The sequence below is a fragment of the Thalassobacterium sedimentorum genome (assembly GCF_031127905.1).
GTDB classification, from domain to species: domain Bacteria; phylum Verrucomicrobiota; class Verrucomicrobiia; order Opitutales; family Coraliomargaritaceae; genus Thalassobacterium; species Thalassobacterium sedimentorum.
In genome coordinates this window covers 94,645-114,805 of sequence record NZ_JARXIC010000001.1, presented here as the reverse complement: position 1 = coordinate 114,805, position 20,161 = coordinate 94,645, and the positions used below count along the sequence as shown (strand labels likewise).

Here is a 20,161-nt window from a genome sequence, read left to right as displayed (position 1 = left end):
ATGTTTGCGGGCAGCTTCCGTGAGCATCCGACAATTTTGTGAAGAGCATTTCATTCGAGGCATATAAGATGAATTTCAAAAAACTATATTTAATTGGCAGCTTCTGTACTGCGCTTGCGAGCGCCAGCACTGCGGGGCTGGTGGCGCATTGGAAACTGGACGAAACATCGGGCACTGTGGCTGCCGATGCCAGTGGCGCAGGGATCGATGGTGAGCTGACCGGTTCGATTGCTTGGGGGGCCGGCAAGGCCGGTAATGCGGCCGTTTTCCCCGGCGTATCGGGTGACTACATTGAATTTGATTCGGATGCATTGAACCTGCAGGGCTCGTTGACGCTTTCGGTGTGGGCGAAATACAATGACATCACTAATTATGGTATCTTTGCCGGAATCGACAGCTCGGGCGGCACTGCGAATGATCAGTTTGTCTTGAAAACCGCTTCTTCGGGCGATGGTCGTATCATTTTTCAGGTGACCGGGGAGGGCGGCAGTTCGGCCACCTTACACTCGACCGATACTTTTAAAAATCTGTCTGAAGCATCGGCCGACGGCTGGATCCACTTGGTTGGGGTGTATCAAGCGGGCGAGTTTGCACGTTTATATGTGGATGGCTCATTGATGGCTGAAAACACTAATGTGCCGGCACAATTGCAGTCAAAAATCGATGTCGCGCCTTTTAAAATCGGAGCGATGACGACGACGGCGACTTCCTATTATTTGGACGGTGCTGTCGATGATGTGCAGCTTTACGATTACGCGATCAGCAGCACTGCGGTGGCTGAGTTGCACGCCGCGCCCGGCACGGCTCTGGAAGACCCCGTGAGTGAAGCGTCCGGCCGCGTCGCTTATTGGGACTTTGATGAGGGCACGGGCACGACTGCGACTGATTCGGAAAATGATTTGATCGGCACGCTTACGGGTAGTGCGAGTTGGGTGGATGGTGTCGAGGGCAGTGCGCTACAGATCGTCAATGACGATGATAGTCAGTTGCTACTTGGAGCTCCGGATGCCTTGAATATCACAGGCGCTGTAACGGTTGCCGCTTGGGTGCATCCCGATGGCATGAGCAGTTATGGAGTGATTGCCGGCATTGATCAGTCCGGTGGTGCGAGTAATGACCAATACGTATTGAAAACGACGGGGGCGACTAGCAGTTATCTCAGCTTTCAAGTGACCGGTGCCGGGGGCAGCGCGGTATCGGTGAGTGATACCCAATCAATCGTCGATCGTGCCTCTGCCAGTGAGGATGGTTGGATTCATGTGGCTGGCGTGTTCCTGCCGGGTGAAGAACTGCTGCTCTATATCGACGGTGTTGAAGTCGCTCAGAAAGCGACGTCCTTGGAGAGCATGCAAAGCACCCTGAGTGAGGCGGTGCCGTTTCGCATCGGTAACATGACAGAAAGCTCAGGCTATGGTTTTAATGGAGCCATCGATCAAGTTGCGATTTATAATGTCGGGCTCGATGCCAGCGAACTTATCCAGCTTGCAGATCGCGATGGAACGTCGCCTGCAGAGGGCACTTATCTCTTTTCTTTTGGTGCTGTGGCGGACCCGCAATATAAAGATTCGGATCCAGCCGGTTCGCGTTATTATCGCAACAGTCTGACGAAGTTGCCGGTGATGGTGGAGGACTTCAATACGCGCGATCTGGAGTTCGTCATTTGCCTGGGAGATTTTATTGATAACTACTTTGAGAGTTTCGAGCCGATGATGGAAATCTGGGATGACCTGGTTCACCCCAGCTATCAAGTCGTCGGTAATCACGACTTAGCGGTTGGCAGTCACACTTTGGAGGATGTTGTGGAAGCCCTTAAGATACCCTCCAATTATTATACCTTCGTCGTCGAGGGCTGGCGCTTCTTCGTGCTCGATGGTAACGATGCGGGCTACGGTATCCACAGCGCAGAGCAATTGGCCTGGTTGCGCGACGGACTCGATGCCGCGCTGGAAAATTCAGAGCCGGTCATCATTTTTGATCACTATCCGGTCTATCCTCCCGGCACAGCCCACATCAGTCCTCAGGCCAGTGAGTTGCTGACACTCTTGGCGGACTATTCCAACATCCGCGCATGGATGAATGGGCATAACCATTCGGGTGCTTACGGACAGAGTGGTGATATACACTTTATAAATTTGGAAGGTATGGTGGAAACCGCTGACACCACTGCCTATGCCGAAATTGAGATTTGGACGGACCGCATCGAGGTCAAGGGGGAGGGCCGCGAGCCAAATCGCACTCTCTACTTCCCACAATTGGCCAATGCAGATTTGGAAGTGCCGGCAGACTTTAGTGCCGGTGATGGCGGTGCCGGTGTGAGCCTGACATGGTCGGCGCTGACAGATACTGAGGTGGAGAGTTTGGAGATCCAGCGTCGTGCGTCCGGTGAGAATGCCGGCTACGCGACAGTCGCAATACTTGCGGCGGATAGTATCAGCTATTTAGATACCGAAGTTGTTAGCGGAGTGACTTACAGTTACCGTATCCGGTCATTGACCATTGCCGATGCCTTTTCTGAGTGGTCCGATTTGGCAAGTGTCGAGTTGGGATACATAAGCGGTTCGATTCTTGATTTGACTGCGAATGCTGAAGATACATCCAGTATTTCGCTCACTTGGGATCTGGATTCCGCCAGCTATGATAATTTGATCCTGGAGCGTCGAGTCGGCTCAGGTGACTACCTCGTGGTGAGCAGCGCACTCGCAGGAGATGCCACGAGTTACAATGACAGCGGACTGGCTCCCAATACCAGTTACAGCTATCGTATTTCCGGTGTGAGCGGAGGGCGTCAGACAGAATGGTCCGCGGAGGCGAGTGCCCAGACCGAAGCCGCTGAGCCGATCGAAGGTGAAGCTGCGGGATTAGTCGCCTACTGGCCCTTCGATGAAGGTTCCGGAACCAGTGCTGGAGATTTTTCCGGTAATGGGATTTCAGGCACCTTGCAGGCGTCTGCCGCATGGGAGAGTGTGGGGCACCGCAACGGTGCGATCCGCTTTTCCGGTAACAGTGAGGATCAAGTGCTGGTGGGCACTCCCGAGGCGCTTAACTTGACCGGTGCGGTCAGTGTGTCCGCCTGGGTGAAACCGGAAGGTGTCAGCAGCTATGGTGTGATTGCCGGTATCGATCAATCAGGCGGCGCGGCCAATGATCAATACGTCTTGAAGACGACGCATTCGAACACCCAGCAATTAAGCTTTCAGGTGACTGCCGCCGGAGTGGGGTATACCGCCACCGATACGGTGAACCTATCCGTGCGCTCCAGCGAGGGCACCGATGGTTGGGTGCATGTTGCGGGGGTTTTTGTTCCCGGTGAATCCGTGTTGCTGTATGTCAACGGGCAACTGGTGGCCGAGCGCGCGGTGACGATTGATACGTTGCAAAGCACGCTGTCTGCAGAACGTCCCTTCCGCATCGGCAACATGTCGGTCAGTAGTGACTATGGCTTTAATGGTTTGATCGATGAGCTACGTGTTTTCTCCGCCAGCCTGAGTGCCGAAGAGGTGAGCGCGTATGCCAACGACGAGACCGTCCCGTCAGAATTAGCCCCATTTGTTGAAAAAGATGCGCAGTGGTTGTATCTCGATGACGGATCCGATCAGGGCACTGACTGGACAGCGAGCGACTTTGACGACAGTGCATGGTCCACCGGCACGGCTGAGTTCGGCTATGGAGACGGTGACGAGGCCACAGTTCTCAGCTATGGCACAGATGTTGCCAACAAGCATCCGACCACCTACTTCCGAAAGGCCTTCGAGCTCGACTCGCTCGCTGGGATCGAAGGGATCTTAATCGAAGTGCTGCGGGATGATGGTGTGATCATTTATCTCAATGGGCAGGAGCTGTTGCGCGACAATATGCCTAGCGGCGCTGTTAATTATCAGACCTATGCTTCCTCTGCACTGGGTGGGGATGATGAAAGCACTTACTTCGAGTTCAGTGTTGCCGCAGATGCGCTGGTGACTGGAACAAATGTATTGGCCGTCGAACTACATAATAGCGACGCCAGCAGTTCCGACTTAAGCTTCAATCTGCAAGCGACTGCCATCCTGGAATCGGACAATACTCCAAAGGTGAGTGAGTCCATTATCACCGCCGGTGCCGACTGGGCCTATCTTGATGATGGGAGCGATGCCGGCACAGCATGGCGCGCCGCTGCTTTTGACGACAGCACCTGGGCGCAAGGACCCGCGAAGTTCGGCTATGGCGACTCCAACGAAGTCACCACGCTCAGCTACGGCTCCGATAGCAACGATAAGCACATTACATACTACTTCCGTAAAGCCTTCGTGCTGGAAGATCTGGAAGGCGTTCGTGAGCTTGAGTTCGGCGTATTGCGCGATGACGGCGTGATCGTCTACCTCAATGGGATCGAAATCATTCGCGATAACATGCCCGCCGGTGAGATCAGCTCGGAGACCTTCTCCAGTAGCATCACCGACGGAGCGGCCGAGAGCACCTTCTATGAATTCAGTGTGGCTAGCGATGCACTGGTCGAGGGCGAAAATGTGCTCGCAGTAGAGATTCATAACCGCGACGGCTTTAGCTCCGACATCGGTTTCGACTTGTGGATGAACTTGCTCTCCGACCTGCATCCCTATGCGCCTGTTTTCGAGAGTGAACATATCGAAACGGCCCATGCGCTCGCTGGCAGCGATTACGCCGCCAGCGTGGCCGAATACGCCAGTGATGCCGATGGCGATACCATGTATTTTGCCAAAGTCAGTGGACCGGATTGGTTGATCGTGCATGCCGACGGCAGCCTGAGTGGCACGCCTAGTGCCAGCCATTTTGGTCTCAATACCTTTGTGATTTCTGTCACCGACAATGACGAAGGCACCACTACTGTGATTCTAGAAATCATGGTGGAAGAGCCGGCTGAGTTGGCTCGCGCCGCCATGCCCGGCAGTGAGCTGGCACTACGCTTTGCAGTGATTCCCGATACCCAGGGCAGCACGCTGGGAGTGCCGACCGATGAGGCTTCCGCCATCGCACGTGAGTTGATTGCGCAAGCGCCCGAATTTGCGATTCACGTTGGCGATGTGACCGATGGTTACTCGGGCGGCGATGCCAAGTTGACCGAGTTGGAGTATTTAAAAGAAGTGCTGGCCACTCCATTACTGGAGAATGGGATCGGCTTCTATCCCGTGCGTGGCAACCACGATGCCAACGCATACTTGCCCACCTCCGAGGGAGAAGCCGCGTGGCAGGCCGCCTTCCCATATCTGTTCGAAGGTGAGGGGGCCGTGGTCGATCCGAGCGATGTGCCCGGCGGCAGTGAGGCATCGCCCAATCCAAATAACTTCAGTTATGTCTTGGATGCAGGGCAGGACACTTACTTCGTCTCGCTGGACCTCTGGAACGGTGGTAGCTCGGACAATTACTCCGATTGGGTGGCTGAGAAATTTGCTGAAATACGCGCGGCGAATCCCTATGCGCACATCTTCGGCTATTCTCACCCAGGCTTGTTCTCTGTGGCATCGCACCCCGCGATGACGGAATACGTCGATAGCCCGCAACCGTATTTGGAAGCTGGCAAAGCCTCACAAGTCGATGGTTGGTTTAGTGGCCACAATCATATCTACGACCGCTCGGTCGCGGTTAGCCTGGATGATGGTAATAAGCCTTACATGTTTGATTTTACCTGTGGCTCCGCTTCGGAGAAATTTTACTCGATCAGCCGTAGTCCGGCCGAGGATCAACACTTGAACTGCCTGATCGATAGCACGACGATCGCCGGGCGGCCGATTGCCTACCTGCTTGTCGAGATCAACGGACCCTTTGTTTGGGTGCAGACTTATATGTCGCCCGACACGGATGGCCATGGCACTTTTGATGACTGGTCGGTCTGGGATGCGTATACCTATTCCCGAAATGGATTGCAGTTCACCGTCGCTTCCGGGGAGAACTACAATGATCGTAATATTCAAGACCGTGCGCCACTGGATGATGGCTTTATCGGAACAAGTGTCGAAGTGGTCGATGGTGTTAATAGCGATGAAACCGTGCACAGCTATGGAAGCACCAGTTTTGGACAATATCGTAATATCACTACCGGTTGGTGGTCTCGCGATGACTGGTATGATGCCGGCGAGAGCAAAGTCGTTTCCGATATCGTGAGTCTAAATGGCATGCGTGAGGCCCCTGGCCGCAATCGTTGCGACGCCTACACCATCAAGCTGAGCTACGATGCCAGCCGTTTATCCGCACTGGAGATTCAGTCGCTACGTATCGCCGCCTTCCTGGATGCCGATACCGCAGACAGCGATGCCGGTGATTGGCTACCCGCGGTTTCGGCCACTCTCGAACTCGCAGCAGAGGCGCCCCTCATGCGAGCTCCCACCGCTGAAGACAGCGTGGGCAGCTGGGGGATCGATTTGGACAATCAACAAGTCTGGGCGCGCCTTGATTACCAAGGCGACTTTGCCCTGATCACAGATGTCGTAGATAGCGATGACGACGGATTGGTGGATGCTTGGGAAATGGAGCAATTTGGCAGCCTCGTTTACACCGCGAGCCAGGATCTGGACGGCGATGGACTCGACAATGCGGCGGAGCAAATACTAGGCACGAACGCGCTGATGACGGATACCGACGGCGATCTCTTCAACGACGGAGCCGAGCTCGCGGCTGGCCTCGATCCATTGATTGCCGATACCGAGCTAAGTGACAGTGTGCTCGACTTGATTCGCACGCACAGCGAACTCCAAGCTGCAGCCGGGCTGTATCCACTCAGTGCACTGGGAGGTTTGAACTATGAGCAGACATTAATTGTACCCGATGCCGAGGGTGACTTGCATTTCCGCATCCAACTCTGGAGCAACGATGACCTGTCATCCGGCGACTGGATCGAACTCGGAGATGCCTTTGAGCGCACGATACAAATGAACACCGATAAGCAGTTCTACAAGTGGGCGGTGGAGGTCGACTAGGCAGTGTGCCTATGCGATCTGGATGCCGTCGCGGCCTTCGTCGACCTCCATGTAGTCAAACATCGTATGTATGTCTTCACGGTGGCGAATGCCGCTGTCTGACTTATAGCCTTTCAGTGCTTCACTGCGGGCGTCGTTCCAGCCGATCTTGCGCGCATATTCATTCCAAATAAATACGTCGACTTCGTCTAGTTGTCGGCCGTTTTCCTGGCACCAGTCAAAGATGGCTTCGTCGCTGTCGCCCTCTAAAGTGCGCTTCACCAAGTCGGGGTAGGCGACACGCAGATAGGCGCAGCAGCGTCCATCCAAGGCCACACCCAAGCTTTTGTGAAAATCATCGTGTAGCTGCGAGGCCGCGTGTTTACGGATTTTATCCAGCATGCGCGGAAAATAGAGCATGCCACGTATTTCAGAGTAGGGAGAGAGCGGTTTCTGTGTTGCTTGAGTCATGGGGGAGAATGTTCAAGCTTGTTGGCAAAAAGCAAGCCGATCGCTGTCTCTCCGCTACAACATGCGTCCGCCAGCGCATCGACGTGTCCAAATGTAGTTGCCAGTGCAGTGTCATCATAGCACTCAATTGCGCTTTCTAGTTGATTCTCGAGCGTTGCAGCGCAAATAATGCGGGTTTCATCTCATTTGAATCTTATTATATTATGGCAACAGGTATTCTTTTTTCCGGACAAGGCGCGCAAACGGTCGGCATGGGGCGTTCGCTTTACGAGAACTCGGAGATCGCGAAAGCGCTCTACGACGAAGCAAATGAGGTATTAGGTTGGGATTTGAAGTCGCTTTGTTTCGAGGGGCCAGATGAGGCTCTGACTGAAACCAAGGTTTGCCAGCCGGCACTCTATGTGCAGGGCTATGTGCTCTTTAGCATTTTGAAGGAGCGCGGTCAGTTGCAAGATTTACAGGCGGCTTGCGGTCTGAGTTTGGGTGAGCTCACAGCCCTGGCAGCTGCTGGAGTCTATGACTTCGCGACGGGCTTACGCTTGGTGGCCGAACGTGGGCGCCTGATGCAATTGGCCTGCGATGCGACTAAAGGGGGCATGGCGGCGGTGATTGGTGGCAAGCCCGAAGATGTGCAAAGTTTTTGCGCTGAATTCGACATTGAAATTGCGAATTTAAATTGTCCCGGACAGATCGTGATTTCGGGGGACAATGCGAAGGTGCTTGAAGCTGTTGCCGCATCCAAGGGGCGCTTCAAACTCTGCAAGCCATTAAATGTGGCGGGGGCTTATCATAGTAAATTAATGGTTTCGGCACGTGATGCCTTTGCAGACTTTATTCAAGACTTTGATTTTAAAGCACCTGAGTTGATTTGCTACACCAACGTAACTGGGCAGCAAATTAGTGATCCGCAGGCAATTAAGGATGCATTGGTTAGTCAAGTCGTCTCTTCTGTGCGCTTTGAAGATAATTTGCGTAATATGGCTGCTGATAATGGAATTAGTCAATTTTACGAATGTGGTCCCGGTAAGGTGCTCGCAGGGTTCGCCAAACGTATAGACAAGACATTGGTGGTCACGCCGATGTCTGAATTTGCTGAGATTCCTGAGTAGTCTCTGATGCTTATCTATTTTATGGGCATCTGTGGCACTGCCATGGGAAATGCTGCATTACTCATTAAAGAACAAGGACATGAGGTGCTTGGCTGCGATGCTGGGGTGTACCCACCGATGTGCGATGTGCTGGCGGATGCGGGAATTGATGTATTGGAAGGTTTTGATGCGGCTCGCTTAGCGTCACTCAAGCCGGATCAGGTTGTGGTGGGCAATGCCATGAGTCGCGGTAATCCGGAGGTGGAGTGGTTACTGGATCAATCGGAAGTCGCTTACATCTCTTTGCCAGCCCTGTTTCATGATACGGTGTTGCCACGGCGTAAACCTGTGGTGATCACAGGAACGCATGGAAAAACCACCACTTCTACTGTGACGGCCTACTTGCTGGAGCAAGCGGGTGCACAGCCTGGGTGGTTGATCGGAGGGGTGCCGAATGATCTCTCGGGAGGTGCTAAACTTGGTAAAGGACGGGCTTTTGTGATCGAAGGGGATGAGTATGACTCCGCTTTCTTTGATAAGCGCAGTAAATTTATCCACTATCGCCCCCAGGTTGCGGTGCTTAATAATCTAGAGTTCGATCATGCAGATATCTTTCGAGATCTTGAAGACGTGCAGCGCACGTTTCGGCATCTCTTACGCATTATTCCAAGCTCTGGCTATGCACTCGTTAATGGCGACGATAGGCACATTGCTGAACTTTTACCTGCACCATGGACACAGGTGCTGCGAGTCGGCACCAGTGAGAACAACGATTTAATCATTCGTGCTTTTAAAGATGCACCCACGGGTGCCCAGTTCGAGTTGGTGTGGCGGGGCAAACTATGGGGGCAGGTCCGCTGGCCGCTGCATGGTCTGTTTAATGCTCGCAATGCGGCAATGGGAGCTTTGGCAGCTGCCTTGGCCAGTGGCTGCAGCGATCCAAGCGAATTTACACTAGCTGCGCTCGAGCATTTTGGTGGCGTACGTCGTCGGCAGGATGTGTTGTACACGGATGCGAATTGGACTGTTCTAGAGGATTTTGCTCATCATCCTACGGCAGTGTCAGGGGCGATTGAGGCATTACAAGCCGCTTATCCTGACCGGACGATGACAGTTTGTTTTGAGCCACGCAGTAATACGGCTGCATCTTCACAGTTTCAGGTCGAATTTGAAGCCGCACTTGCGCAGGCAGACCGAGTCTGTCTCGGGGCGGTGCATCGGGCGGAACGCATGCGCCCAGAGCAGCGTTTAAACACCGTTGCGATGGCTGAATCTCTTGTTGCACGGGGAGTGCAAGCGGCTGCTTTTGTCAATAATGAGAAACTCTTTGAGCATCTGCAGCAGCAACTCAAGGCTCAGCAAGGCGGTGTATTTGTCTTTTTAACCAATGGTTCTTTCGATGCCTTGCCACGGCGATTGGCTGCACTTTTAGAGCCATAAAAGCCCACTACGAAAATTCGTAGCGGGCTTACGGTATACACTTACTACAATATGGAGTATACACTACTACAATGAAGAATTCTTTAGCTCGTCGGGAAGATGTAACCTTCGGCCAGTTCGGTGTAGGCCTGGATTTGTTCGGCTTCCCATTCGGCATCGCGGCTGAGTTCCTTGGCTAGGATTTTGGCCACCATTGGGGCGGCTTCGATCGAAGCGCGGGCGTTGAGCAGCAGCGCGCGAGTGCGGCGTGCCAATACGTCTTCGACGCTGCGGGCCATCTCTTCGCGGGCGTGCCAGACGACTTCTGCTTGCTGATAGGGGAGCTGGGCGTGCACTTTTTCGCCGAGTTCTGGATGCTCTTTAATGAGGTCTTGGATGCGTAGTGCATCGGAGCCATAGCTGGCCAAGTTGGTTTGGCTGGCGGCGGCTCGTGTCCAACCGTGAATTTGCATGTCTTCTGTTTGGCAGCGCTTGTGCTCGAGCCCGCCTAAGGTTTCGGCCTGTTCGATCACATCTTCGGCCATCTTGCGATAGGTCGTCCATTTGCCACCGGTCAGGGTGATGAGTCCGCTGCCGCTGACGATGATGCTGTGGTCACGCGAGAGTGCCGCCGTGTCGGAGCCGTCGCCGGCTTTAACTAGGGGGCGCAATCCAGCAAATATGCTCAACACGTCTTCCGGCTTAGGATCTTTGGTCAAGTATTTGCAGGCGTGGGTGAGCACGAAGTCGCGCTCCTCTTCCAGTGCGCGTGGTTCCAGGCTGTGAGAGGCGAGTGGTGTGTCGGTGGTGCCGACAATCACGTGGTCGTGCCATGGCACCGCAAAGAGCACCCGGCCGTCGGCTGTCTTGGGAATCATGATGGCGGCATTGCCGGGCAGGAAGCTCTTGGGCAGCACGATGTGGATGCCTTGGCTGACGGCGATAATGCCTTTGGCCTGTGGCTCATCCATCTTGCGTAGGTCGTCGACAAAAACTCCAGTCGCATTGATGACACTCTTGGCACGCACGGTGAATTTAGTGTCGTTTTCTATGTCGTGTATTTGAACGCCGGATACGACGTCGTTTTCTTTGACGAGTCCGACACAGCGGCAGTAGTTCAGCATCGCAGCGCCGAGCTCTTCGGCGGTTTGCGCGAGGTTGACCGCTAGGCGAGAGTCATCGAATTGACCGTCGTGGTAGACGACGCCGCCGACCAGTTTGTTTTGCTCAACGGTCGGGATTAACTCGACAGTCTCTTTTTTGCTGAGATGGCGTGACGGGGAGAGCCCCAGTTTGCCTGCGAGTTGGTCGTAGACTTTCATGCCGATGCCGTAGAAGGGGCCTTCCCACCAAGAGTAGTTTGGAATGACAAAGGACTGTGAGTGCACCAGGTGGGGGGCATTTTGTGTGAGGCGACCGCGTTCGCGAAGTGCTTCCAATACTAAGGAGACGTTGCCTTGTTGCAGGTAGCGGACACCACCGTGCACGAGCTTGGTGGAGCGGCTAGAAGTACCTTTGGCGAAGTCGGCTTGTTCGAAGAGGGCGACGCTGTGTCCGCGTGCGGCCGCGTCGACAGCTGCGCCGAGACCTGAGGCCCCGCCACCAATGATGACTACGTCGAAAACTTTGTCGGCGGCTTGTGCGCGATCGAGTGAGATTGATCTTTTCATGAGATGCTTTCGTTTGAGATTATGAGTTAATTTCTAGAATGTGATCACGGAGCGTAAGCCCGCGATCCAGACGGTGTCGCGATCAGTGTCGCCAGCCGGATTCATGACGGCTTGTAAGCTGGGTTGTAATTGGAACCACGGTGTGATGGCTGCTTTGTAGGACAGTTCCACGGTGTATTCTTCTTCGGCGACGGGGCCACCAGCGCTTTGAGAGGCATCTGAATAATCATCGCTGATATAAGCAGCGACTACACCGAGGCCGAGTTCATCGTTCGGACGGGCGGCGAAGGGGCCGATTGCACGAAGAACGAAGATGAGCTCATCAGCATAGAGGTTACGATCTTCGGGGGCGTGTACCCAAGTGATCGAGCCGTCGATACGTCGTTGTTGTTGACTGTCGAAGTTGTGCAAGGTGCGGCCAGCACTCAGGTAGATGAGCTTGTTATTCTCGTCTTCTGTCGTGCCTAGGAAGTTTGCAAAATTGCCCGTGTTGTAATGGAAGCCTAATTTGACGAAGCCCGGTTTATCTGTCTTATCAGGATCCGAACGGTAACCAAGCTCCGCGGCATAGGCAATTGGCCCCTCCCAGTCAAAACTAAGGCCGTTGTGATCATCTGCATAGGCATCCAATTGATTGGAATCAAAGACGCCGCCTTTGAGGTAGAGTTGCGTGCCGTTGGGTTGATATTCCACAATCAAACCGAGCTTCTGGGCCGGATCGAAGGGGAGTGCACTACCGAAGATGGCATTGGCTACATAGGCGAACTCATCGTTCATGAAGGAGCTGCCATATTCTTGTGAGCCAAAGGCACCCACGCCATCCACTTTTCCGATCTGATAATTTACCTGTCCGTCGAACAAACTTTGACCAAAATAGATATTGGCCAAGCGGGTGGTTTCTGTGCCTTCGATTGAACTCGGGTTAGTGAATACTCCGAAGCGAGAGCGATTGTAGTTGTTTCCGTATTGGTGCACGCCGCTGATTGCGATGTAGCTATTTTCCCAACCTAGAAGTTTTTCTAAGTCGAGGTCAATGGCGACGCGTTGACGACCAAAGTAGGTGCCGCCGCTTTCGGCGGCACCAGAGAAGTCGTCATACACATCGAAGATGTGAAACAGGTTAAGCGAGACGCCTTTGTCGGCAAGTTCAGTGCGAGCCCCGCCCCAATCTCCGAAGAGGTAGGGCGATTCGTCGGCTCCAAAAATTATGTTTGGGAGTAGTGCGAGGCTGCATAAACTGAGGATGGTGGGGTAGGATTTCATGGGTGTGGAATGACTGGAGTTGTTTGTCTGGTGTCGTATGTGTGGCTTATTCGTCGACGGCGTCTTCCCACTTCTTGGAGCGTTCGAGGGCCTTGTTCCACCCGGCAGTGAGAGCGGTCATGTCTTCAGCTTTACGTTGAGGCTCAAAGGAGCGCTCTTGTTCCCAGCGTTTGGTGATCGAGTCGCGGCTCTTCCAGAAGCCGACTGCGAGGCCGGCGAGGTAAGCGGCGCCGAGGGCTGTGGTCTCGATGCACTTGGGGCGAATGACTTCAGTTTGCAAGAGGTCTGCTTGGAATTGTAGCAGTGGATCGCTTTGGCAGGCGCCGCCGTCAACGCGTAGTTCTTTGAGTGAAATACCGCTATCTTTCTCCATTGCAGTGATGAGGTCAGCGCTTTGGAAGGCAATCGATTCAAGTGCCGCACGGCAGAAATGTGCACGATTGGTGCCACGTGTAATACCGAGTGCAGCCCCGCGGGCGTAAGGGTCCCAATGAGGTGCACCCAAGCCCGCGAATGCTGGCACCAGGAAGAGGCCACCGGCGTCTTCGACTGTTGCTGCAAGTGCATCCAGTTCTTGTGCAGTACGAACGAGTTGTAATTCGTCACGAATCCATTGCACTACGGCGCCACCGATAAAGATCGAACCTTCGAGTGCATATTCAGTTTTGTCGCCGATGCGCCAAGCGACGGTGGTGAGTAGATTGTTCTTCGAACGAATAGGTTTCTCGCCCATATTCATGAGTAAGAAACAGCCGGTGCCGTAGGTGTTCTTCGCCATGCCAGGTTCGAAGCAAGCTTGTCCGAAGAGGGCAGCATGTTGGTCGCCGGCGATCCCAGCAATGGGGGCGCCGCCCGGGTAGAGGTTTTTCTCTACGTGCCCATAGACTTCAGAGCAGGATTTGATTTCGGGCAACATACTGCGCGGGATATCAAAGAGTTCCAGCAGCTCATCGTCCCAGCCATCTAGTTCGATGTTGTAGAAGAGTGTGCGGCTGGCGTTGGTGATATCGGTGACGTGCACCTTATGGCCGGTGAGTTGCCAAACCAGCCATGAATCCACAGTGCCAAACAGCAGTTTACCCGCTTCGGCCTTTTCGCGTGCGCCGGCGACGTTTTCTAGGATCCAACGAACCTTTGTGCCAGCAAAGTAAGGGTCTAAGCGCAGGCCGGTCTTTTCAGTGACCATGGCTTCGATGCCTTCTTCTTTGAGCTTGCGGCAATAGTCGGCAGTGCGACGATCTTGCCAAACGATGGCGTTATAGACTGGTTTACCAGTGTTTTTGTCCCAGACGATAGTTGTCTCGCGTTGATTGGTGACACCAACCGCAGCGATGGAATCTGCCGATAGGTCGGCGCGTGAGATTGCTTCGGCAGCGGTGGAACTTTGGCTGGACCAGATTTCCATTGGGTCGTGCTCCACCCAACCTGGCTTGGGGTAAATTTGTCGAAATTCTTTTTGAGCGACGGCGCATACTTTGCCGTCGTGATCAAAGATGATAGAGCGGGAGCTGGTAGTGCCTTGGTCGAATGCGAGAATGTATTTTTCTTGAGACATGGTATTGTATTTGGGTTGAGGGTGAGGTGAATGTTTAGAGTGCGGAATAGACGAAGAGTTGTGCGCCGGCGATGGCTCCTAGAATCGGAGCGACAATCGGAACCCATGCGTAGCTCCAGTCTGAACTGCCTTTGCCTTTAATAGGTAGTATGGTATGAGCGAGGCGTGGGCCTAAGTCGCGGGCAGGGTTGATGGCATAGCCTGTTGGGCCACCTAAAGATAGGCCAATTGCAAGCACTAGTAGGCCAACTAGCAAAGGCCCAAACCATGTGCCCATTGCTGTGGTCCATGCCAGTTGTGTGCTATCTGCGCCGAGAGCCACTTTGCCGAGAGCCAGAATACAAAAGACGAGGATTACAGTGCCGATGAATTCAGTCATAAATGCTGGACCAAATTTTCGAATGGCTGGAGAGGTGCTGTGGCAGGCCAATATTAGGCCAGGGTCTTCTGTTTCTTCCCAGTGTGCATAGAAACTGAGGTAGACCAGTACGGAACCGATGAAACCACCCGCAATTTGCGAGAGGATGTATCCAGGCACTTGAGACCATTCGAAGGCTCCTATGCTAGCCAGGCCAATGGTGACTGCGGGGTTAATGTGCGCGCCGGAAACGCGCCCCACGACGTAGACTGCTAGAGCGACGGCAAGCCCCCAGCCTAAGGTAATGACAATCCATCCGCCATTTTCAGCTTTGGATTTAGAGAGGAGGACATTCGCGACAACTCCGTTTCCGAATAGAATCAGGAGTGCGGTACCGAGTACTTCAGCAAAGTAAGGATGCATTGGGGTATTTTGGTTTTTTGGGTTATAGTTGAAATGGTAGGTCTATATTAATAAATATGTTTATTTATTTTGCAAGTTATTTGTTGTAAGTATCTTATGTATTTATTTATGTTTTGATTTCTTAGTGTAATACAAAATTTAGGCGTTTATTCTTGGACTTTTAGTCTTAATCCAAAAAGAATTTCTTTGATTTCCAATATTTAGAAGGTGTATAACTTGTGAATTCCAATTTAGGATTCTGAATTTCTCAAAGAATAACCCTATAGAAAAATGTTACCTTCTCAACGTCAGGAGTTTATTTTGCGTCGAATCGAGGCAGAAGGATCGGTTAAAAGCATAGAGTTAGCTCGTGAATTTGAAGTGACGAACGAGACAATCCGTAAGGACTTGGAAGCTTTGGCAGGCGAGAAGCGTGTGATCCGGATACATGGCGGAGCTACGCGTATTACTGATGCGCGGCATGATATGCCGCTGCCAGCGCGGCAATCGACCAATCGCTTTGAGAAATCGGTAGTTGCTCGTGCTGCGGTGCAATTAATTCAGCCCAATGACACGATCTTTCTGGACGCAAGCTCAACTGTGTTGACGATGACGAATTATTTGCCTCAGGTGCCATTGACGGTACTGACAAACGCACACCACGTCATTGTGGCCTTGGGCGGTCGTCCAAATTGTGACTTGATTTGCACTGGCGGTGCTTATGAAGAACGTTCGCGTTCGTATGTAGGCGCAATGGCAGAGGATGCTTTGAAGCGTTTTGTCATTAAATGGCTTTTTGTCGGCGTGGACGGATTGCATCATTTGTTGGGAGCTTCGGAGGTGAATCCCGGGCAAGCTGTACTCAAGGAACGCCTGATTCCACGTGCTGAAAATGTGTGTGTGGTCTGTGATTCCACAAAATTGGAGCAAAAGAGCCCCTTTATTTTTGGTGAAATCAGTCAGTTTTCAGTGTTGGTAACCGATGACCGGGCGGCTTCCGGCCTACTTAAGTTGTATGAGAGAGCGGGGATTCGAGTGATCGTGGCTGAATTACCGAAGGAAGCTTAGCATGAATCCGAATCATGGACTTTGTGGACTTTTGATTCGGTAAGGCCAAGTGTGATCTATTCATTACGTATGACGGACAATGCTAAGTACCGGGGAAGGGTGTTGCGTCGTGTCTATTCGTATACGCACCATGGATTCTGAGGTGTAGTGCATGTTTCCTGTTGCTGGCTATTCTTTGCTTGCTCATCCATCAGGTGCGAATGCGAGAAGTTGGGTTGACAAGCGCGCTTCTGCTGCCGTCAATCGAAGTCTTATGAGCGAAGCAAAGCCAGTCATTCTAACATGTGCACAACCTACCGGTCAATTGACGCTGGGTAATTACCTGGGTGCGGTAAAGAATTGGACGACCATGCTCGACGACTATGAGTGTTATTTCGGCGTGGTTAATATGCATGCGATCACGGTAAAATATAGTCCAGCTGAGTTGCGTAAAAACACGCTTTCTTGTGTGGCGCAGTACATCGCTTGCGGCTTGGATCCTACACGCTCAAATATTTTTGTGCAATCTCACGTGATCGGCCATACTGAGTTGGCATGGTTGCTTAGTTGTATCACGCCGATCGGTGACTTACAGCGCATGACTCAGTTTAAGGAGAAGGCTGCCAAGCTGGGCTTTAATGTAGGGGAGGGGAACGATTTAAAATTTACTCACGACGGCGCTCGTGCCGGTGCTTCTGTTAATTCAGGTTTGCTGATGTATCCTGTGTTGATGGCAGCAGATATTCTGCTGTATAATGCTGATGCGGTTCCCGTTGGCAACGACCAGCGTCAGCACTTAGAACTGTGCCGTGACTTGGCGCAGCGGTTTAATCACAATTATTCAGACACCTTTACGATCCCCGAGGCCTTCATTCCGAAGCAGGGTGCCCGCATTATGTCACTGCAAAATCCAGAGCGCAAAATGTCAAAAAGTGACGACAATCAGAACGCTACACTCTATCTTCTGGATGAACCTACTACGTTGAAAAAGAAGATTATGAGTGCAGTGACAGACTCCGGCAGTGAGATCGTGTCTAGCGAGGACAAGCCTGGAGTGAGTAATTTGCTGCAAATTTATTCTGCCATGAGTGGCCGTGCGATCGCTGATATTGAAGATTCATTGCGGGGCGAAGGCTATGGTCGCCTAAAGCAAGAGGTCGCTGATGCAGTCATTAGCGTGCTCGAACCTGTGCAGACTAAATATAAAGAATTGATTACCGATAAGGCTTATTTGGAGAGCGTGCTAAAGAGTGGTGCTGAAGTGGCACAGCGGCGCGCATATAAAGTGCTGGCGAAGGCTTATCGCAAAGCGGGATTTGTAGAGCGGCCTCGCTGATTTTTACGTTTTATGACTTAGTCGCGTGATGCCTTGCGACCTGAACTCACGCGGGCGCAAGGCACCACACATGTCTATTTTCTTTGTATGAATGAGCTGTAGTTGGTCTTGAAAAGAACTTGCCTATACTATACTAGGGTATAGTATAAGGTGATGGGACATTTACATCAGGATACTCAGAAGTTGGTGGCGCGGGTGCGTCGCTTAAAAGGGCAATTAGAGGGGGTGGAGCGTATGTTGAGTGAGCAGGAGGATTGCTATGCCATTTTACAGAATGTGGCAGCGTGTCGTGGGGCTTTGAATTCATTGACACGTGAGTTGATTCATGAGCACATTGAACATCATTTATTAGGAGCCGAAGGGGTTACGGATTCTGTCAGGCTTGCCTCCCAGGAGGTGCAAGCGATCATTAATAGTTATTTAAAATAGTATAACTTATGAGCCAAATAGACGTATCGAAATGGCAGCATAGCCATAGTTTTGGGCAAGAGACACGTAAGGTGGGGGAGTCACGAACTTTGTGGGTGATTGCCATTACCGCATTTATGATGGTGATCGAGATTGCGGCAGGGGTTATGTTTGGTTCGATGGCGCTGCTGGCAGATGGTTTACACATGGCCTCTCACACCGCCGCATTAGGTATTACAGCTTTCGCATATATGTATGCCCGCAAGCATGCACACGATAGACGTTTTAGTTTTGGCACGGGTAAGGTGAATGCTCTGGGTGGTTTTACCGGGGCATTGCTGCTCGCTGTGTTTGCGATTGTGATGTCGTGGGAGAGTGTGGAGCGATTGCTGAATCCGACTGAGATTGCATTCAATTCTGCCATTGGCGTTGCGCTGGTAGGATTGATTGTTAACGGTGTTTCAGTTTTTATTTTGGGAGCAGATCATCACCACGACCATGATCACCACGACCATGATCACCATCACCACAATCAGGGAGGCCATCATAACTCGCATGCGCACCACAGTCACGATGCTGCAGCTGAGCAGGCAGAGGCTGGGCATGATCATAATTTACGCTCAGCTTACTTGCATGTAATGGCGGATGCTTTAACTTCGGTGACTGCAATTATTGCACTTTTGGCAGCTAAATACTTCGGTTGGATTTGGATGGATCCCATCATGGGCATTGTTGGGTCGGTACTAGTCGCAAAGTGGTCTATTGGGCTTCTCAAGCAGACCAGTCAGATACTGTTGGATTTTCAGGCGCCGCAGCCTGTGTTGGATCAGGTGAAGCATGCGATTGAATCGGATGGACACAGTCAATTAAGTGATCTGCATATTTGGTCAATTGGTCCGAATCGTTATAGTGTGATTGCTGCGATTGTGTCTGCCAGACCTGAGGTTAGTGAGGTGTATCAGGCGCGTTTAGATGCAACTCAGTTCCCGCACGTGACGGTTGAGATACATGCGGCCTAGTGGTTTATAATCATCGCGCGACAGCAAGTGGGGGGGGGCTGATGGCAGTGGCTTGGCTGTTGTTGTGCCGCTGATACGCATTCGGGCACAAAAAAGCTGACTCAGTCGGATGACTTGAGTCAGCTTGTAAAAGTAGCTTTTGTAGGAAGCTGGTTTGATCTAGCAGCTAGTCCCACGAATACACCATCTTGGTGTAGTAGGTGGTATCCATCTTTTCTTCGGCGGTCGTTTGGCTCTCGTATTCGTTTTTGATGCCCATGCGAATTTTCCAATGGTCGCCGCTACCGACTGGGATTTCTATGCCGCTGTCGTGTACCACACGATAATTGCTGAAGTCATCAACTGCAGGGACGAATGTGAGATCGTTCTGCATTTTGAATTGATTGTTGAAGCGGTAAGTGTGCGCTAAGCCAAAATCGACAGTTGCACTGGATTCGTCGGCTTGTGCGTTCTCGTAAGCGGTGTAGCGATAACCGAGACCAGAACGAGCGACCAGTGTTTGGTGGTCTTTGTGTAGTAAACGATAGGAGAGACCACCTGCACTAGTGGAGCGAAGCTGAATATTATCGATTGGATCATTTTCAAGTTCTGTGCGTACATACCAGCCGAGCACATCGCTGAAGAAGGATTCATAGGAGGCGCCACCAGCTGTGCGATCTTCAGTTTTATTGCCGTTGTCTTCAGCTTGTTCGTAGTCTAGGAAGAAGGCGAGTGTGTCGTTTGGTCCTTTTAATTCAGCATCAAAGCTGGCGCCGATTCTGAATTTGTCGGTATTACCATTTTTGCCTGTGACATCCAAGCTGGCCTGATAGCGCCATCCGCGCCGATTACGTGCGATTTCCGGGTCTTCTGCGCTGGGAGCCCAAGCTGCGGCAACTTTGGCTGTGTTCGTTTCGAGTACGCCGTCTTCGGATTGAATGCGGATAGTATCGCCGCCATTACTAGCAATCGGACCGGCCATTACGGTGCCACTGGCGAGACGTACCACGCGTGGGGCGTCCGACTGGAAACTCTCGACTTGGTCTTGTTTGATTTTTAATTCACCAGCGTAAGCTGTGTCCAAATGAATGACACCTTTGTCGATCAGGGTGATCGTGCCAATGAGTTGTGCGCCGTCAGTGGTGCGTATGACATCGGCAGTCGCTATTGAGCTGATAAACAGGCTGGAGAGGAGGATTTGTGTGGTTCGTTTCATAGCAAAAAAAATGCGAACTCTCTTC

General features: G+C 52.2%; 13 protein-coding genes. 7 read left to right on the top strand and 6 right to left on the bottom strand.

Features of this window, described 5'->3' with window-relative positions:
• Positions 1-68: 68 nt before the first annotated feature.
• Entirely contained in the window at positions 69-6,926 is a 6,858-nt protein-coding gene (locus QEH59_RS00405; protein ID WP_308983374.1) for a LamG-like jellyroll fold domain-containing protein, read from the top strand.
• Between the two features lie 9 nt (positions 6,927-6,935).
• Here QEH59_RS00405 and QEH59_RS00400 read toward each other — a convergent pair whose 3' ends face one another.
• Positions 6,936-7,376 (bottom strand): DUF5069 domain-containing protein, encoded by a 441-nt coding sequence (locus tag QEH59_RS00400; protein ID WP_308983373.1) that lies wholly within the window; start codon positions 7,374-7,376, stop codon positions 6,936-6,938.
• Positions 7,377-7,579: 203 nt separating this feature from the next.
• On the opposite strand from QEH59_RS00400, the gene fabD reads away from it, so the two are divergent.
• Together fabD and QEH59_RS00390 are read left to right on the top strand one after the other, a co-directional pair.
• The gene (fabD, locus tag QEH59_RS00395; RefSeq protein ID WP_308983372.1) at positions 7,580-8,485 is read left to right on the top strand and encodes an ACP S-malonyltransferase; all 906 of its coding nucleotides are present in this window, start codon (positions 7,580-7,582) and stop codon (positions 8,483-8,485) included.
• 6 nt (positions 8,486-8,491) lie between these two features.
• Positions 8,492-9,904, top strand: a complete 1,413-nt coding sequence (locus QEH59_RS00390; RefSeq protein WP_308983371.1) for a UDP-N-acetylmuramate--L-alanine ligase — start codon at positions 8,492-8,494, stop codon at positions 9,902-9,904.
• Between the two features lie 83 nt (positions 9,905-9,987).
• On the opposite strand, the gene QEH59_RS00385 is transcribed toward QEH59_RS00390, so the two are convergent.
• The 4 genes from QEH59_RS00385 to QEH59_RS00370 are packed head-to-tail and all read right to left on the bottom strand — an operon-like array spanning position 9,988 to position 15,152.
• Positions 9,988-11,553 (bottom strand): glycerol-3-phosphate dehydrogenase/oxidase, encoded by a 1,566-nt coding sequence (locus tag QEH59_RS00385; protein ID WP_308983370.1) that lies wholly within the window; start codon positions 11,551-11,553, stop codon positions 9,988-9,990.
• 33 nt (positions 11,554-11,586) lie between these two features.
• Entirely contained in the window at positions 11,587-12,816 is a 1,230-nt protein-coding gene (locus QEH59_RS00380) for a carbohydrate porin (protein ID WP_308983369.1), read from the bottom strand.
• Between the two features lie 46 nt (positions 12,817-12,862).
• Entirely contained in the window at positions 12,863-14,371 is a 1,509-nt protein-coding gene (gene glpK / locus QEH59_RS00375; protein ID WP_308983368.1) for a glycerol kinase GlpK, read from the bottom strand.
• Positions 14,372-14,405: 34 nt separating this feature from the next.
• Positions 14,406-15,152 carry an MIP/aquaporin family protein gene (locus tag QEH59_RS00370; RefSeq protein ID WP_308983367.1) on the bottom strand — a complete coding sequence of 249 codons (747 nt, stop codon included), beginning with the start codon at positions 15,150-15,152 and terminating at the stop codon, positions 14,406-14,408.
• A gap of 270 nt (positions 15,153-15,422) precedes the next feature.
• Here QEH59_RS00370 and QEH59_RS00365 point away from each other — a divergent pair, with 270 nt between their 5' ends.
• From QEH59_RS00365 to dmeF, 4 genes are all read left to right on the top strand, one after another.
• Positions 15,423-16,199, top strand: a complete 777-nt coding sequence (locus tag QEH59_RS00365) for a DeoR/GlpR family DNA-binding transcription regulator (protein ID WP_308983366.1) — start codon at positions 15,423-15,425, stop codon at positions 16,197-16,199.
• A 253-nt stretch (positions 16,200-16,452) separates the two neighbouring features.
• Positions 16,453-17,514, top strand: coding sequence for a tryptophan--tRNA ligase (gene trpS, locus QEH59_RS00360; protein WP_308983365.1), 1,062 nt, complete (start codon positions 16,453-16,455; stop codon positions 17,512-17,514).
• 153 nt (positions 17,515-17,667) lie between these two features.
• Positions 17,668-17,943: a metal/formaldehyde-sensitive transcriptional repressor gene (locus QEH59_RS00355; RefSeq protein ID WP_308983364.1), complete on the top strand. Its 276-nt coding sequence runs from the start codon at positions 17,668-17,670 to the stop codon at positions 17,941-17,943.
• Between the two features lie 8 nt (positions 17,944-17,951).
• The gene (dmeF, locus tag QEH59_RS00350) at positions 17,952-18,941 is read left to right on the top strand and encodes a CDF family Co(II)/Ni(II) efflux transporter DmeF (protein ID WP_308983363.1); all 990 of its coding nucleotides are present in this window, start codon (positions 17,952-17,954) and stop codon (positions 18,939-18,941) included.
• Between the two features lie 166 nt (positions 18,942-19,107).
• Here dmeF and QEH59_RS00345 read toward each other — a convergent pair whose 3' ends face one another.
• Positions 19,108-20,136 (bottom strand): DUF481 domain-containing protein, encoded by a 1,029-nt coding sequence (locus QEH59_RS00345; RefSeq protein ID WP_308983362.1) that lies wholly within the window; start codon positions 20,134-20,136, stop codon positions 19,108-19,110.
• Positions 20,137-20,161: the final 25 nt, after the last annotated feature.